A 17133-nucleotide genomic window follows, 5' to 3' on the forward strand; every position below is an offset into this window, starting at 1 on the left:
TGCTTCGTTTTGTTCGAAATGGCCTCTAAAAAAGTATGATAACTTTGGTTATTTTTCTTTCGAAAGGTTAATTTAAAATGACATTATCTTTATAATTTGTCTAAATAAAAGATTTAGGAGATTCAAATGAAAAAACTAAAAAGTTTGATTGTTACATTAGCTGTAACAGCATTTGTGGCTTCTGCGCTTGTGATAACCGGATGTTCAACATCTAAGGTTCAAAGCAAAAGCAGTGGAAATCAGCTTGTCATGGATTCCTCAATTAAAGAGGGAAAACTTGACAATGGAATGTCATATTTTATTCGTGAAAACGGTGAGCCTAAAAACCGCATTCAGCTGCGACTTGTTGTAAAAGCCGGTTCCTGCATGGAAGAAGATGACCAGAAAGGCGTTGCTCATTTTGTAGAGCATCTTTGTTTCAATGGAACAGAACACTTTGAAAAGTCTGCTATTGTTGATTATTTTGAATCAATTGGTATGCAGTTTGGTCCGGAAGTAAATGCTTACACAAATTTTGAACAGACTGTTTATATGCTTGAGCTTCCGGCTGATGATCCTGAAATTTTAAAGAAAAGTCTTATGGTTCTTCATGACTGGGCTTGTGCTGTAAGCTTTAATGCCGAGGAAATTGAAAAGGAACGCGGTGTAATTGTTGAGGAATGGAGACTGCGTACTCAGGGAGTTCAGGGACGTATTTCTGATAAAGAAGTTGCTCTTTTGCTTAAGGATTCACGTTTTGAGGAAAGAATTCCAATTGGAGATATGGATATAATCAAAACAATTCCACGTGAGCGAATCATTGATTTTTATAAAAAATGGTATAGACCGGAACTGATGTCTGTTGTGGCTGTTGGTGATATTAAAGCCAGCACTCTTGAAATTGCAATCAAAGAAGTAATGGGAACTATTCCTGCTTCTGAAAAACAAACAAAGTCACCACAGTTTAAGGTTCCTTTCCAGACACAAAAGAAAATTGAAATAATTCGTGATAAGGAACTTCAGATTGTTGAAGCTTATGTATTCCAGCAGGGAAAAGATACGACTCCAATAACAACTGTAGAACAGCTTCGCCAGGAATATGCACTTAGTTTAGCAAGTATGGTGTTTAATCAGAGATGTCAGGAATTAGCTAATAAACCGGATGCTTTATGGCTTGCTGCCGGAATGGGAAGCTTTGGACTTACAAATAATGATATTGATTATTATATGCAGTTCTTCCCTAAGACTGGAAGTTTCATGGATGCTTACAAAGCTCTTCTTGATGAATATGAACGCTTCATGACTCACGGAGTAACTGAATCTGAACTTGCAAGATTAAAACAGGCTACTCTGCAGAATATTCAGCAGAGTTATGCAAATAAAGACAAGCATGCTTCTGCGAACTATGCAGACAACATTGTGAATCATTTCCTTACCGGAAGAGTTTATATTTCTGAAGAAGATAATCTGAAGATTGCAACAGAAATCATAAATCAGATAACTGCAGAGGAAGTTCTTGAAACTGCTAAAAAAGTAATGGCTGGCCGTGGAACACTTATGATGATTCTTGTTCCTGAGTCTGTAGAAATTCCTTCTGATAAAGAAATACTTAATACCTGGAAAAATTATGAAAGTGAAGCTGCTAAACAGGCATATGTAGACGATACTGGTGATAATCAGTTAATGCAGAAGCCGGCAAATAAAGCAAAGATTACTGAAAAGAAGGCAATAAAAGAGTTGGGTGGAACTCAATACACTTTTGAAAATGGCGTAAAGATACTTACTAAAAAAACAGATTTCCAGAAGGATTCGATTGTTGTTTATGGCGGAAGCAAGGGAGGATACTATCAGCAAAAGGAAGAAGAAATACCTTCTGCCAAAATCGCAACAGAATATGCTTTATATTCAGGCGTTAACGGTAAGACACTGAGTCAGTTTCAGAAAATTGCAGCACAGTTGAACTTAAATGTTGGCTTTGAAATTAATAATACAGATGAATGTTTCTACGGAAGTGCAAATAAATCAAATCTGGAAGAAACTCTGCAGTTTATAAATATTGCATTTGCAAAACCACAGTTTACAGAAGAAGGATGGGCAACTCTTATAAATCTGTATAAGCAGGTTGCAGAAAATTACGGGGTTCAGCCTGGACGAGTTTTCAATGATAAGATAAATGAAATGTTGTATGGTAAAACTCTTTATTATGCACCGTGGAATATGGATTACATTAATAAAATGAATCCAGTAACAGCTGAGCGGGTTTACCGCCAGCGTTTTGGAAATCCTGCTGATTTTACATTTGTTTTTGTTGGTGATTTTAACGAAAAAGAGCTTGTTGATTTGTGTGCTTATTATCTTGGAACTCTTAAGACAAATGATGAAAAGGAAGAGACAAAATATGTTTACTTCCCATTCCCTAAGACAAGTAAAACAGAAACTATTAAAAAGGGAATTGATCAGAAAGGTGAAGTTTACATGTGTTTTGGTGGAGAACTTCCAGAATGTAAGGATATAGAAATAAGCTTTAAGGAAAGCAAAATAATAGATCAGCTGGCATCTTTGCTGGACATCCGTTTGCGTGAGGTTATCCGTGAAGATAAAGGCGGTTCTTATGGTGTTAGTACAGGAGCTTATATTGATGGCTGGCCAGAGCGTTTCTATAAGGTTTATATTGATTTTGGCTGTGAACCTGCACGTGAAGAAGAGCTTCAGGCTGCTGTACTTGAAACAGTAAAGGATATTCAGAAGGGAAATATTTCTGATGAACTTATTCAGAAGCTTAAGGAAACTTATACAAGAACTATAGAAACTTCGGTAAGAAATAATTACTGGTGGATGAATAGATTCGGTACAGAAATTATCTTTACTTACGAGCCTTTGTGGTTTACAAAAGACACAGGCCGGGTAAATGACTGGATTACAAAAGAAGCACTTGTAGAAGCAGCTAACAAATATATGGACACAAATAAAGTTGTGACTGGTTACTTGAAGCCAGAAAAATAAAAAAAACTGGTGGTTGAGTGCCTGCAGGGCAGGTATATCGAAACCACCAGTTAATCTTAAAGGTAAGGTGGTTTCGATACGCCACTACGTGGCTACTCAACCACCATATCAATTAAATAATTCCAATACCCTTCAAAAGAATGATGAAGAGGAGGATTGGAGCAACGAACTTAATCATTGCAATGTAAAGACCCTTGCGAACAAAGTGTTCACCGTTAAGGGTGATTTCATCGATTGTAGTTTTTGGCTTAGCAACCCAGCCAATAAGAATACAGGTAAGGAGACCAACGATTGGCATAAGAATGTTGTTACTTGCGTAGTCGAGAATGTCGAGAATCTGACCGATACTACCGTTTGGAAGTTTGAGGTCGAAGTAGAATACGTTGTAACCAAGACAAACGATAACTGAAACAACAAAAGTGCTGCAAGCCATAATAAGAGTTGACTTCTTGCGGCTCCACTTGAACTTATCCATCATAGAAGATGTGATTGCTTCGAGGATTGAAACGGCAGAAGTAAGGGCAGCGAACAATACCATTACGAAGAAGATAAGACCAATGAACTCACCGAACTTTCCGAGAGAATTGAAAACCTTTGGAAGTGTGATGAACATAAGGCCTGGACCTGCAGACATTCCTTCTTTTCCTGAGAAAGCAAATACGGCAGGAATAATCATCATACCAGCGAGAAGAGCAATACCTGTATCGAAGATTTCAATCTGGTTTACAGATTTGTTGAGGTTTACGTCCTTCTTCATGTATGAACCGTAAGCAATCATAATACCCATAGCAATTGAGAGTGAGTAGAAGAGCTGACCCATTGCATCGAGACAAACTGTAAGAAATCCCTTGAAAGTAAGTCCTTCGAAGTTAGGGATGAAGTAAACTGCAGCACCCTGTAGACCAGTGCGTGTAACACCGTTTTCATCTGTATGGCTGATGAACAAAGCATAGAATGCGATGAATACTACGATTACAACAAGAATAGGCATAAGGATTTTTGAATAGCGTTCAATTCCGTGCTCAACTCCCTTGTAAACAATAATGAAACAAAGGATTGCAAAAAGAACTGTATAGAAAATTGGCTGCCACTGTGAAGTGATAAAGCCTGTAAAGAATCCGTCTGCAACTGCAACCTGACCCTGGAAGGCAAGATAACAGAACATGTACTTCATTACCCAGCCACCGATTACACAATAGTAAGGATAAATGATGAATGGTACAACGAAAGAGAAGATTCCGAGGAAGCCCCATTTACTGTTAATTTTTTTGTATGCAGTAAGAGGGCTTTCCTGAGTCTTACGACCAATTGCAATTTCTGTAATAAGAAGTGCAAAACCAAATGTGATTGCAAGAGCGAGATAAACTACGAGGAAAAGTCCTCCGCCATCTTTTGCTGCAAGATAAGGGAAGCGCCAGATGTTTCCTAATCCAACGGCAGAACCTGCAGCTGCCAGAACGAACCCGATTGAACTTGTAAACGAGTTACGCTGTTTTGTTTCATTTTCCATAAATGATACCTCTAAAAATTTTTTTTATCAAAATTTATTTTAACATAAAAAGGATAGAGCGTCATTATAATTTAGAATTGGCTAAAATCTATTCTTTGAATAAATCTGTTACGTGGAACTGTGTAAGGTCTTTTACAACTTCTGCGGCTATAATCATTCCAGCAACAGAAGGAACAAAGGCATTGCTTCCTGGAGTCTGTTTTTTGGAAATTCCCTGACGGGCAGGGGTAATACCGGAAGTATCTTTAAAATCATCAGGGGAGGCAGAGTCTGCTTCAGGGGCTTGGGGAGCTATTGCTGTTTCAGTGGAAAAAACAACCTTGAGGCGTTTAATATGTCGTTTTTTAAGTTCGTTTCTCATAACCCGGGCGAGAGGGCAAACCGAAGTACGGGTTATATCTGCAACTTTGAGTTTTGTGGGATCGACTTTATTTCCAGCTCCCATGCAGCTGATGACCGGCTTTTTAATTGCCTTAGCACGGCTTATGATTTCAAGCTTTCCGGTAACTGTATCAATACAATCAACGATATAATCATATTGGGAAAAATCAAACTGACCGGCAGTGTCGGGCATATAAAAGGTCTTCCATTTAGTTACCTTGCAGTCCGGATTGATATCGTGAATACGTTCTTCTGCAACATCAACTTTATCTTTTCCTATTGTTGAATGGAGTGCATAAAGCTGACGGTTGAGGTTTGTAAGACAAATCTTATCATCATCAACAATATCAATTGCACCGATTCCTGAACGAACAAGAGATTCGACAACATAACTGCCAACTCCACCAATTCCAAATACAATTACTCTGGCCTGGTAGAGTTTTTCCATATTGTCTTTTCCGAATATCAGTCTGGTTCTGGCAAATTGATTCGTATTCATTAAAATCCTTATGAGGTCTTAGCGGTTTTGAAAGCAAAGGCAGCATTCAAAAATACAGAGAGCAAGTTTAATATATTCTTAGTATATCACAAAAGGCAAAGAAAAATCATATACGGTCTATTTTTTCCAGTGATATAATTTTTTGTTTCTATTTATAAAAACACTTGATTTTAAAAATCGAATTCGATAGTATTAATCTAATGATTTTTGGAATTACATTTTTTACATTTGCTTTTTTCTCATTTTTTTGCCTTTTACTTTTTTGGCAATAGATGCGTCGTACGAAAAGCATAGAATGTAGAAAATACAGCTGATACAAAAAGCGGTTCTATCTTTTCGGTAGAACCGCTTTTTTTTTTGCAAACGGAGGTTTTGATTGAAAATTGCATACAGCGGAATTGAAGGTGCTTTCGCTCATATTGCGGCAAAGCGGATTTTCCCGGCAGAGGAACTTATGTCGTATGGAGATTTCCGTTCGGCTTATGAAGCAGTTGAAAAAGGAGAATGTGATTACGCCGTTCTTCCAATTGAGAATTCTTATGCCGGTGAAGTTGGCCAGGTTACAGATCTGATGTTTCAGGGCGGGCTCTTTGTAAATGGAGTTTATACCCTGAACGTTATGCAGAATCTTCTGGGAGTAAAGGGAGCAAGCCTAACTACCGTTCGTAAGGTAATAAGTCACCCGCAGGCACTGGAGCAGAGCGGAGATTTTATTACAGCTCACGGCTATGCTGTTGAGGAAGCGGTGAATACTGCAAGGGCGGCTAAGATGGTTGCGGAGCTTGGTGATGTTGGCGTGGCTGCAATTGCCAGCGAAGAAACAGCTGCTTTATATGGACTAGAAGTTCTTGAAAAAGGTGTAAACGGTTATCAGGATAATTCCACCCGCTTTGCAATTCTTTCTCGTGAAGAAGGTGCCAAGGTAAATACCGGTTCTGATGGAGGAACATTTATTCTGATGTTTGCAGTAAAGAATGAAGCCGGGGCTCTGGTAAAGGTTTTGAATAAGCTTGGTGAATTTGGTTACAACATGAGCGTAATTCACAGCCGCCCGCTTAAGGGACTGGCCTGGTCTTATTATTTTTACATCGAGGCAGAAGGCGAATTTGGAACCGATGCCTATAAGCAGATGATTTCCGAAATGGAATATCGCTGCAGCAAATTAAAAGTTTTAGGAAGATTCTAAGATAAACAAGAAGGTTTACACTATGGAGGTAGCAGAAATGAATATGGAATTTGAGAGAAGACTTGCAATACCCGCAGAGGTAAAGGAACAGAATCCTCTTAAGGGAAAGGTTGGAAAAATTGTAGAAGAAAAGCGTGCGGAGCTGAGGGCGGTTTTTGAAGGCCGTCTCAATAAGCTGCTTTTGATAATCGGGCCATGCTCGGCAGATAATGAAGAAGCTGTTATTGATTATATGAACCGCCTTGTGCCTGTACAGGAAAAAGTAAAGGACAAGATTCTCATGGTACCGCGCATTTATACAAACAAGCCGCGAACCACCGGCGAAGGTTATAAGGGAATGCTCCATCAGCCGGACCCAAATGCAAAGCCTGACCTTTACAAGGGAATTGTTGCCTGCCGTCACATGCATATGCGCGCAGTTGAAGAAACCGGCTTTATCTTTGCAGACGAAATGCTTTATCCGGAAAACTATCAGTATCTGGATGATGTGCTCGGTTATGTTGCAGTTGGAGCCCGCTCTGTTGAAGACCAGCAGCACCGTCTCACTGCCAGCGGAATCGAAGTTCCTGTTGGAATGAAAAACCCGACCAGCGGCGATTACGCTGTTATGATGAATGCAATTCTTGCGGCCCAGCACCCTCATACCTTTATTTACCGCGGCTGGGAAGTTCATTCAGAAGGTAACATTCACTGCCATGCAATTCTCCGCGGTTCAACAGACAAACACGGAAGCCACCAGCAGAACTATCATTATGAGGATCTTGTCCGCCTCTGTGATGCCTACGACGCCCGTGAACTCAAAAACCCTGCTGTTATCATCGATACAAATCACTCAAACTCAAATAAAAATCCTTTTGAGCAGCCACGCATCATAATGGATGTCCTCAATTCCTGCCGCCACAGCGACCGTGTAGCAAAGCTGGTGAAAGGCTTTATGATTGAAAGCTATATCGAAGATGGCTGCCAGAAAATCGGGGAAGGCGTGTACGGAAAATCAATTACCGACCCTTGTCTTGGCTGGGAAAAGACTGAACGTTTGATTTACGATATCGCAGAGAAGATATAATGAAAAATTTTAAGGATTATGTTATAATCATATAGAATATATATTTAAAAAAGAGGCATGAGCAAAGAAAAAATAAATAAAAGATTGGAATAAAATAATGGAGGTTTTTCCCCAAATGCTATACTCAATGATCCCGGCGGCATTTCTCCTTGTTAATTTTATACTTAACTGGGAAATGCTTAAGAAGTACGGATTTAGTACAAAGAATCAGGATAAGCAGGGAAAAGTACATGTTCTGTATAACAGATTCCTTCTTGCCGCAAACTGCTACTTTCTTGTGGATATGGTTTGGGGACTTTTTTATGAACATCGTGATATAGCAGGACTTTTTCCATTCATATACTCTTTAACAGTCTTTTATTTTTTGTTAATGCTTCTGACTATGCTAACCTGGACTTGCTACCTTGTCGCATATATTGACAAGAGTGGCCGCCGCAGCATTATTCTGATTTATGGAGTATGGATAATGTTTGCAGTTGGCGTAATCTGTCTCATACTCAACCGTTTTTTCCACTTTATGTTTGCCTATACTGATGCACATGAATACATTGGAGAAACAGGACGGAATATTTCTTTCTTCCTTCAGATTTTGTTCTATATCATAATTTCCACTTACATGTTTTTCATTGCGCATAAAACTGCCGGACAGAAAAAAATCAGATATATAGCAGTAGCTGTAACAAGTATTGTTCTTGGCGTTTTTCTTACCCTTCAGATTTTCTTTGCCTTTTTCCCTTCTTATGCAATAGGTCTTATGGTTGGTGTATGTCTGATTCATACCTTTGTAGAAGTAGATGAAAAGAAAGAAAAAGAAATACATGATCATATCGCCTCTGCAATGGCGGAAGATTATGAAGCCATCTTCTACATAGACATAGAAACAAACGAATATCTGACCTTTTCAAAAAGCCAGAAATATATGACATTGAATGCGGTGGCGACCGGCAAAGATTTCTTTAAAGAGGCTCAGGCAAGCATTGAAGACTGTATCTACCCAGATGACTGGGAATATGCAAAGGATTTTTATAACAAAGAAACAATGCTGAAGAATCTTGAAGGAAGACGTTCTTTTTCTTTTAAATATAGAGTTATGATAAACGAGGAACCAAGATTTTTCCTCTTTACTGTAATGCGGGAAAGTAACGGCCAGTATCTTATTTTCTATGAAAAAGATATAGATGATGAACTCAAGGCTGAAAAAAAGCAGAAGGAAAATCAGAAGCAGACTATTACCTTTGGTCAGATTGCCGAAAGCCTGGCTTCTATCTATGACGTAATCTACTACATAAATATTTCAGATTCTTCTTATGTATGCTATCAGACTAACGATACTTATGGAAATCTGGAAATCAATAGTTCCGGAGATGATTTTTATAAGGAATCAATTACAAACATTTCTCAAATGATTCATGAACAGGATCGTGATAAGCTGTTAGAATTCGTAAATAAAGATAACATGATTTCCACAATGGAAACTCACAAAGACAACAGCATTATTTACCGGATGATTGTAACCGGAAAGGCTCAATATACCAGAATGACGGTAAGAAAAAGCAGTGACGGAAGTCATTTTATCATTGGTATTGAAAATGTTGATGAAGAAATTGAAAGAGAAAAACAGCATCTTAAGGAGCTTAAAACCGAAAAGGAACTGGCAAGACGGGATGAACTCACTGGTGTAAAAAATAAGACCGCCTATAAGGAACTTGAAGAATCAATTCAGGGATACATTGAAAATCACATTTCAAATCTGGCCTTCGCAATAATTGTATGTGATACAAACAATCTTAAGCAAATAAATGATACAAAAGGCCATGCCGCAGGAGATGAATACCTTAGAGCCTCTTCACATCTTTTATGTAATATTTTCGTTCACAGCCCTGTGTTCAGAGTGGGCGGCGATGAGTTTGTAATATTCCTTAAAGGAAACGATTATGAAGCAAGGCATGAACTTATGGAAAAATTACAAAGTCAGGTTCGCGAAAATTCTAAGGCTGAAAACGGAATAATTGTTGCTTCAGGAATATCAGAATATAATCCCGAAAAGGACCAGACGGTTTCTGAGATATTTGAGCGTGCAGACAAAGAAATGTACAAGAATAAAAAGAATCTGAAATCTCAAGCTTAAGCGATATAATGGAGGCGGGTTTGGGAAAATGGCTGGAATAAGAAATAGCGGACATGCAGATTTACCTCTTCATACGGGAACAGTTCCCCGCTGGCTTGCTGACCGTATGATGGTTTTGGGTACACTTATCACTGAATCTTTGGTAGAAAATTTTGGGCCGGATGAAGTGCTTGTGCGTTTGAGCGATCCTCTGTGGTTTCAGTCTTTTGGGGCGGTGATGGGGATGGACTGGCACAGCTCTGGTATTACAACGAGTGTAATGTATGCGCTTAAGCGGGGGTTGAATCCTAGGGCAAAGGAGCTCGGTATTTATGTTTGCGGTGGACGTGGAAAATATTCCCGTATGACTCCGGATGAACTTATGGACATTGCAGGCCGCGAGGGCCTTAAGGGCGATGAACTTGTTCGAAACAGTAAACTTGTTGCCAAGGTAGATAATAATGCTGTTCAAGATGGCTTTCAGTTATATCAGCATAATTTTATTTTAACCAGAAGCGGAAACTGGGCTGTTGTTCAGCAGGGAATGAATACAGACGAAAGAAAAGCCCGCCGCTATCACTGGTGTTCAACTAACTTACGTTCCTTTGTTGAAGAACCTCACAGTGGCGTTGTTGGAGATAATCGTGGAAAGATTTTGAACCTCACTGATGTGGAAGCCCGGGAGGCCCGCAACTCTATTCTGGAAATGAGCAGGGAAGAACCTGAACGCATGCTGAGGGAAATTGTACAGATTGGAAAGCCGGCAAGCGAAATGATTTTGCTGCAGGGTGGAGCCAATGTGTCATTGTCTGGCTCGACCAGACAATCTTTTGAAAAGGATCCCCGGGTCAAGCCCGAGGATGACAGATTTATTCAAGGAGAATTGTTTCCGGAACTTGTTAATCAGGTGGAAGTGGAGGAGAAAGGCCGCTCAATAATTATGCCGGCTCATCATGAGGTGCGCGAACAGGATGTTGATTTAAAGAGACTTGGAGGAGTGTTAGCTACGGCTTACGAAAATCAGCCGGAGGACTTTGAAAGCCTCATGCTCACTCCAGGACTGGGACCAAGAACCCTGCAGTCTCTGGCCCTTGTGAGCGAAGTGATTTATGGAACGCCAAGTCGTTTTACAGACCCGGCCCGCTTCAGCTTTGCACATGGCGGAAAAGACGGGCATCCTTTCCCGGTACCGCTTAAGATTTATGATGAATCAATTCGTGTACTCAGGGACAGTATAGAAAAATCTAAGCTTGGTTATAAGGACAAATCTGATTGTATCAGAAGGCTGCATATGGCTGCTTTGAATGTGGAACGTAATTGTGCCCCTGAAGTTGATTTTGATGCGGCAATTAAATACGAACGCGAACATTCTGCTGAATGGGATGGAAAAACAGTTTAAAATAATATTGTGCAAAATCTAAAAAGCATTATATAATTATTTGATGGGATTTAAGAATAAAATTGATAAAGGATTAAATCGTTTAACCTCCTCTTATGAGCGGGCGAGACTCGTTTCGCTTTTTGTAACAATCTGTTCACTCGTTTATCATGTTTTAATTTGTATTTTTTTCTATGCGATAAATGTAAAGCAGATGTTTGTTTACAACTTTGTGAGCATAAGTGTTTTTCTTTTTATTCTTTTTTTAATTCCCCGTCTTAAATCTTATATTCTGCCTTATATGCTGGCCTTTGTTGAAATTGTGTTTCATCAGGTACTGGCAGATTATTTTCTGGGCTCTTACTCCAGCTTCCATTCTTTCATTCTGCTGCTGGGACTTTTGCCTTTTATTATTTTTGAAAACAAAAAGAAATATGCGCTGCCGGTAACTATTGTAAGTTCTATTACATATATTTACTTTTCCTGCAGAAATATAGAAGCTCATGCCGCAATTTCGCCTCGTACAATTTTCGGTATACGCTGTATGAATATTTCCATTACTGTATTTATTATCATTTTTGTAATTTTGATTTATACCCGCGTTGTTTACAGAATTGAATATTATCTTCAGCGCCATAATGAAACTCTTGAAAATGAAATTAAAATGGCAGCTGTAATTCAGCAGAGTTTTTTCCGCCAGGAAGTTGATAATATCAAAAAATACGAGGTTGCATATTTCAGTCGTCCTATGGTTGGAGTTTCTGGTGACCTTTATGATTTTTACAAAACCGGCGAGAAGCTGGATGGCCTTGGAATTTTTGATGTTTCAGGTCATGGTATTTCTTCCGGTCTGGTTACAATGCTGGTGAAAAATATCATCCATCAGGAGTTTTATAAAAAGAGTAAGCTTGAGCTTTGGGAAATTCTGGATAGAATTAACGACAGAGTAATTGAGGAAAAGGGCGAGATTCAAAATTATCTTACCGGTATTCTTGTTCGTCTTTATGAAGATAAGTTTGAGCTTGTAGATGCAGGACATCCGGCTCCAATATTGTATAAAAAAAGTACTGGTAAGTGCGAGTTTATTGAGCTTGGAAAAAGATCTGTCGGTGTAATTGGAATTGCAGATTTTCCTGTTTTTTATGAATCTCTGTATTTTGATTTTGATGAAGGCGATGAGCTGATTCTTTATTCTGATGGTGTAATTGATATACAAGATGAAAATGAAGAATACTATGGCAAGGAACGCCTGCTTGAAGCTGTAGAAGCAAATATTGATAAAGCAGCTGCTGAACAGGTTAGTTTTATTGCAAATGATATTTATTCATTCTGTAAAAATCGTGAGCAGAATGATGACATTACTATTATTGTTTTGAAAAAATAATCAATAGAAAATTAAAGAAGTAAAAAAAGAAAAATGGACTTTCCAATTATCCCATACCTTGATGACATTTGTGATACCTTAAAAAAATCTCCTTCCCGTTTTTTGATTTTAACTGCGGAAACTGCAGCCGGTAAATCTACTGTTTTGCCGCTGGCTTTACTGCAGAAATTTTCTGGAAAGATTTTGATGACTGAGCCAAGAAGGCTTGCGGTTCTAGGGGTAGCAAACAGAGTAAGCGAACTATGGTCCGGGGAGTGCGGAGGAAAGGCTGATGAGGTTGGTTATAAGATTCATCTGGAAAAGCATGTAACCCGTGATACAAGGCTTGAAGTTGTTACAGAGGCGATTCTTGTAAGGCAGCTGCAGAATGACCCGGCACTGGAAGATTATAATCTGGTGGTGCTGGATGAGTTTCATGAGCGCTCGGTGAATACGGATTTAGCGCTTGCTTTTTTGAAAGAAGCCATGCAGCTGAGGGATGACCTTTTTGTTATTGTGATGTCGGCGACTATTGATACGGGGAAGCTTGTATGGTGGTTGAGTAGGACAGAGTCCGTATCGAAACCACCTGTCGATGTGCCAGTGTTTAAGGTGCCAGGCAGACTCTTTCCGGTGAAGGTGGTGTATGAACCGGAGAAATCTTTGGTGACCTTGATTAAAGAGGTCTTGAGGTCTGATGTGGTTTCGATACGGCCTTCGGCCTACTCAACCACCGGGAATAAGCAAGCCGGAAATATTCTTGTTTTTCTTCCCGGCATTGCAGATATCAGAAGGGCTCAGGAAGAGCTTGAAGCGAGCGGCCTCTTTGGCAATGACTCAAATAGTGATCTGGAATTATGCATTTTGCATTCTTCCATTTCTTTAGAGGAACAGAAAAAAGTTCTTGCTCCGTCGCCGAAGCGGCGGGTAATTCTTTCTTCAGCAATTGCAGAGACATCGCTTACTGTTCCCGGAGTTTCAATTGTAATAGACAGCGGCCTTGCCCGTATAAACCGGCTGGATATTAACAGCGGAATGGAAAAGCTTTCTACAGAAAGGGAATGTGAATTTTCAGCTGAACAGCGTAAGGGGCGGGCAGGCAGACTTTGCGAGGGAACCTGCATCCGCCTCTGGGACCAGCATGATCCGAGGGTAAAAGAACTTGATCCTGAAATTCTTCGTGCAGACCTTGTGCCTCTTGTTCTGGAATGCAGCGAGCGTGGCGTTTATTCTCTGGATGGAATTGACTGGCTGGATAAGCCTTCTGCTGCTGCATGGACAGAAAGTGCGGCATTGCTGCGTCAACTTGGAATGCTGAAGGCTGATGGGCATATTACTGACAAAGGAAAGGCGGCATTGACTCTTGGTCTGCATCCAAGACTGGCGGGAATTGCACTGGCTGATTTTGATTCGGCGAGCGGTAAACTCGGAGATGAGGGGCGCAGATTATTAATACAATTCAGTTCTTATTCGCGTTCCTCTGTGGAATTGCAGAAGCGCTTTATTGCTGATCTGGAAAGGCGTCTTGCTGCAAGCGGCTATAAAAAAAGTGAAAGACCGGATTTTTTGATTTTATGCGGATATCCGGACAGGCTTGCAAAGCGTATGAGTGAAGTGGGCGTGGACCCTGCGGAATATAAGTTTGCAGGAGGCAGACAGGCAAAGCTCTATAACAAAAGGGCGCCTTTATGGCTGGTTGCTCCGGAGGTTATGGCAGGAAATAAAGAAGCGGTAATTTTTGATTTAGTCGAGCTTGATGAGGCAAAAATCGCTGAATTTCTTGAAAAACACTGCGAAATTCGCGAAAAATGCTCATTTACTCAAGGGACTTTGCAGAAATTTGAAGAGAAATGCTTTGGAGAAATCATTCTTTCATCTAAGAAAATCCCTCTTTCCGAAGGAGATTATGGCCGGGCCTGGGTTACAGAAATTGAGGAAAAAGGGATAGAATGTCTTCCTTTGAATGATAAAATCAATAATCTATTGCTTAGAGCTGAGTTTATTGAGCAGCAGAAAGGGTCAGGTGAAAAACTGAAAGAAAAACTCCAGACAAGCGTAGAAGAATGGCTGGTACCTTTTCTTGCGGGGAAAAATTCGCTGGACGGGGCAACTGTTTATGACGCTTTATACTGGTATCTTGAGGGTGCAGAAATAGACCGCCAGGCTCCGGAAATGCTGACTCTTGAAAACGGCCGCCGCGTCAAAGTAAAATACGAAAAGCAGGCAGAAATAAGGCCGGTTATAGAAATCATTATTCAGCGTATTTTCGGCTGCTTTGCAACACCACAAATCTGTGGAAAGAAAGTTTTGCTGCGTCTGCTTTCTCCGGCCAGTAGACCACTCCAGGTAACCGAAGATCTTGAACACTTCTGGACAGGAGCCTGGGTAGAAATCTGCAAGGAAATGAAGGGTAGATATCCCAAGCATAACTGGGATTATACGGTGGTTGAGTGATGCGGAGCATCGTATCGAAACCACCGTGTGAGACGATAAATGTGGTTTCGATACGCCCTTCGGGCTACTCAACCACCGATGTTTTAGAAAAGGAATTTATTTATGAATATCATTTTAATTATTTTAGGCATCATCAGTATTGCTTATGACGCAATTCTTATACTTATAAATCCGGGAACCTTTCTTGATATTGTAGTTTCTTTTACACATATCTGGCTGGCACTTGGTGCCTATCTGATTTTTCTGGGAATCTACAGAATTAAGACAGGGCACTCTTTCTGGAGAATCTGGAAGCGCTGGATTAAAATAACGTTCGTTAGTCTGGTTTCTGTTTGTGGAACAATTGCAATAATCAATCTGGTTTTAATTTTGAATCCGGCTGTTGTTGGAATTGAAGATAAGGCAGACAATGTGATTCTTCTCGGCGGCGGTATTGATAAGGACGGACGACTGCCAGAATCGGTAATAACAAGAGTAGAAAAAACTGCTGAATATCTGAACAAAAATCAGGAAGCTATTTGCGTTGTAACAGGCGGAACTCTTAAATGGCTTCCTTATCCGGAGGCACCAGAGCTTAAAAATCAGCTTGTAAAAAGGGGAATAGCGCCGGAAAGAATTTTGGTAGAAGATCAGGCTAAGGATACGATTCAAAATCTTCAGTTCAGCTGTAAAATGCTGGCCGAGTTCAGGGGACAAAGTATTGGAGAAGTTCTACAGACTCCAACAGCTATAGTAACAAGCCGCTTTCATTTGCGCAGGGCAGAAAGGCTTGCCCGAAGAATGGGCTATAAAAATATAAAAGGCATCCCTGCGGGATGCCCTGCAATTTATGTTCCCCACAACTATGTGCGGGAAATCTGTGCTTATGTAAAACTGAATCTTCGCATTCTGCTGACAGGAAAGCCTTCTAGATTACAATAGATTGCTTCGCCCTTCGGGCTCGCAATGACGTCATTGCGAGGAGCGGAGCGACGTGGCAATCTACTTTCCAAGTGCAATTGAACGTTCGCAGGCTGCAGTAACTGCTTCAATAACTGCATTGCGGAAGTTGTTTTTTTCGAGGGCAGCGACGCCTTCGATTGTTGTACCGGCTGGTGAGCATACCATGTCTTTTAGGGCGGCCGGATGTTTTCCACTTTCCAGAACCATACCTGCAGAACCGTAAACTGTCTGAGCAGCGTAGGTGTAAGCCTGAGTTCTTGGCATTCCGCAGCGAACAGCAGCATCAGCCAAAGCTTCAATAAACATGAAAACAAAGGCAGGACCAGAACCGCTTACAGCAGTTACGCAGTCCATCAGTTTTTCTGGAACTACTTCTACGCGGCCGGCGCTGCTCAAAATTTCAATTGCAGTTTTTGCTTCGGCTTCAGAAATATTGTCCTTGTAAGTAACGGCTGTCATGGCTTCGCCAATCTGAGCACAAACATTAGGCATCATTCGGATAAAGCGGGCCTTAGGTGCCCAGCTTTCGAGTTTTTCGATTTTTACACCGGCAGCCATAGAAATTACTACGGTTTTGTTAGAAATCTTTCCGGCAATTTCTGCAAACACATCTCCAAGGAACTGCGGTTTTACTGCAAGGAAAACGTAATCGCAGTCGAGTACATCAGTGTTGTTTTCAACAAAAGCTGCACCTGTTTCTGCGGCAAAGGCCTTACCCATTTCTACATTTTTATCTGTGACCTTGATCTGGCTTACATCATATTTTTTGCAAACAGCACGCATAATAGCGCCGCCCATTGCACCTGTTCCAATACATCCGATTTTCATAATATCGCCTCGCTAAATCTTTTGAATTAATATAGCTCATTATTAAAGGTGTGTCGAGAAAAGATGAATTATGATTTTTTTGTTATTGTCTTGTAACTTGTAAATAATAATGTCGCCAGTTTCTTTAAACTGGTGATATTTTTTTATATTGGAATCTTAAAATTCATACCTATATGTTTTTGAAGTTCCAATTCTGGAGTTGACCCTTTAAGGATTTTTCTCGGATAGTTATTCATCCATTCCTGAACTTCAGCAAAAAGTTTTGGATTCAATTTAGAAAAATCTGTTCCCTTTGGATAAAATCGTCTGAATATCCTGTTGTGATTTTCATTAGTTCCTCGCTCACTTGCACAATAAGGATGCGCAAAATACAAACAAGTTCTTTTTCTTCCATCCTTAGAATTTTCAATTCCTGAGAAATCCATAAATTCTGAACC

The 17133-nt window shown here is 40.2% G+C and carries 12 protein-coding genes; 8 read left to right on the plus strand and 4 right to left on the minus strand.

Annotated features, from left to right (window positions below):
• Window positions 1-126 precede the first annotated feature (126 nt).
• Window positions 127-2982 (plus strand): M16 family metallopeptidase, encoded by a 2856-nt coding sequence (locus G626_RS0111190; protein ID WP_022932877.1) that lies wholly within the window; start codon window positions 127-129, stop codon window positions 2980-2982.
• Window positions 2983-3094: 112 nt separating this feature from the next.
• On the opposite strand, the gene G626_RS0111195 is transcribed toward G626_RS0111190, so the two are convergent.
• Together G626_RS0111195 and G626_RS0111200 are read right to left on the minus strand one after the other, a co-directional pair.
• Window positions 3095-4492: a sodium-dependent transporter gene (locus tag G626_RS0111195; protein ID WP_022932878.1), complete on the minus strand. Its 1398-nt coding sequence runs from the start codon at window positions 4490-4492 to the stop codon at window positions 3095-3097.
• A gap of 88 nt (window positions 4493-4580) precedes the next feature.
• A complete protein-coding gene (locus G626_RS0111200; RefSeq protein ID WP_022932879.1) occupies window positions 4581-5372 on the minus strand; it encodes a tRNA threonylcarbamoyladenosine dehydratase in 792 nt (263 codons plus the stop codon).
• Window positions 5373-5748: 376 nt separating this feature from the next.
• On the opposite strand from G626_RS0111200, the gene G626_RS16445 reads away from it, so the two are divergent.
• The 7 genes from G626_RS16445 (at window position 5749) to G626_RS0111235 (ending at window position 15847) form a co-directional block, all read left to right on the plus strand.
• A complete protein-coding gene (locus G626_RS16445) occupies window positions 5749-6558 on the plus strand; it encodes a prephenate dehydratase (RefSeq protein ID WP_022932880.1) in 810 nt (269 codons plus the stop codon).
• 22 nt (window positions 6559-6580) lie between these two features.
• Window positions 6581-7624 (plus strand): 3-deoxy-7-phosphoheptulonate synthase, encoded by a 1044-nt coding sequence (locus G626_RS0111210; protein ID WP_022932881.1) that lies wholly within the window; start codon window positions 6581-6583, stop codon window positions 7622-7624.
• A gap of 175 nt (window positions 7625-7799) precedes the next feature.
• Complete coding sequence (locus tag G626_RS0111215) at window positions 7800-9752, plus strand: GGDEF domain-containing protein (RefSeq protein WP_231365115.1); 1953 nt, start codon at window positions 7800-7802, stop codon at window positions 9750-9752.
• A 28-nt stretch (window positions 9753-9780) separates the two neighbouring features.
• The gene (locus G626_RS0111220) at window positions 9781-11130 is read left to right on the plus strand and encodes a DUF763 domain-containing protein (protein ID WP_022932883.1); all 1350 of its coding nucleotides are present in this window, start codon (window positions 9781-9783) and stop codon (window positions 11128-11130) included.
• A gap of 43 nt (window positions 11131-11173) precedes the next feature.
• A complete protein-coding gene (locus G626_RS0111225; protein ID WP_022932884.1) occupies window positions 11174-12493 on the plus strand; it encodes a PP2C family protein-serine/threonine phosphatase in 1320 nt (439 codons plus the stop codon).
• 33 nt (window positions 12494-12526) lie between these two features.
• Window positions 12527-14926, plus strand: coding sequence for an ATP-dependent RNA helicase (locus tag G626_RS0111230; protein ID WP_022932885.1), 2400 nt, complete (start codon window positions 12527-12529; stop codon window positions 14924-14926).
• A gap of 102 nt (window positions 14927-15028) precedes the next feature.
• A complete protein-coding gene (locus tag G626_RS0111235) occupies window positions 15029-15847 on the plus strand; it encodes a YdcF family protein (RefSeq protein WP_022932886.1) in 819 nt (272 codons plus the stop codon).
• A gap of 60 nt (window positions 15848-15907) precedes the next feature.
• On the opposite strand, the gene proC is transcribed toward G626_RS0111235, so the two are convergent.
• Both proC and G626_RS16450 read right to left on the minus strand, forming a co-directional pair.
• The gene (gene proC, locus G626_RS0111240; RefSeq protein ID WP_022932887.1) at window positions 15908-16696 is read right to left on the minus strand and encodes a pyrroline-5-carboxylate reductase; all 789 of its coding nucleotides are present in this window, start codon (window positions 16694-16696) and stop codon (window positions 15908-15910) included.
• Between the two features lie 143 nt (window positions 16697-16839).
• Window positions 16840-17133, minus strand: a 294-nt coding sequence (locus G626_RS16450) for an IS30 family transposase (RefSeq protein ID WP_027727141.1), incomplete at its 5' end; no start/stop codon positions are given.

It is taken from the genome of Treponema bryantii NK4A124 (genome assembly GCF_000421345.1).
GTDB classification, from domain to species: Bacteria; Spirochaetota; Spirochaetia; order Treponematales; family Treponemataceae; genus Treponema_D; species Treponema_D bryantii_B.

What these genes read in the sequence shown, in the direction of transcription:
- G626_RS0111190 (WP_022932877.1), top strand. Translation starts at nt 127, where the DNA reads ATGAAAAAACTAAAAAGTTTGATTGTTACATTAGCTGTAACAGCATTT.
- G626_RS0111195 (WP_022932878.1), bottom strand. Translation starts at nt 4,492, where the DNA reads ATGGAAAATGAAACAAAACAGCGTAACTCGTTTACAAGTTCAATCGGG.
- G626_RS0111200 (WP_022932879.1), bottom strand. Translation starts at nt 5,372, where the DNA reads ATGAATACGAATCAATTTGCCAGAACCAGACTGATATTCGGAAAAGAC.
- G626_RS0111210 (WP_022932881.1), top strand. Translation starts at nt 6,581, where the DNA reads ATGGAGGTAGCAGAAATGAATATGGAATTTGAGAGAAGACTTGCAATA.
- G626_RS0111215 (WP_231365115.1), top strand. Translation starts at nt 7,800, where the DNA reads ATGCTTAAGAAGTACGGATTTAGTACAAAGAATCAGGATAAGCAGGGA.
- G626_RS0111220 (WP_022932883.1), top strand. Translation starts at nt 9,781, where the DNA reads ATGGCTGGAATAAGAAATAGCGGACATGCAGATTTACCTCTTCATACG.
- G626_RS0111225 (WP_022932884.1), top strand. Translation starts at nt 11,174, where the DNA reads ATGGGATTTAAGAATAAAATTGATAAAGGATTAAATCGTTTAACCTCC.
- G626_RS0111230 (WP_022932885.1), top strand. Translation starts at nt 12,527, where the DNA reads ATGGACTTTCCAATTATCCCATACCTTGATGACATTTGTGATACCTTA.
- G626_RS0111235 (WP_022932886.1), top strand. Translation starts at nt 15,029, where the DNA reads ATGAATATCATTTTAATTATTTTAGGCATCATCAGTATTGCTTATGAC.
- proC (WP_022932887.1), bottom strand. Translation starts at nt 16,696, where the DNA reads ATGAAAATCGGATGTATTGGAACAGGTGCAATGGGCGGCGCTATTATG.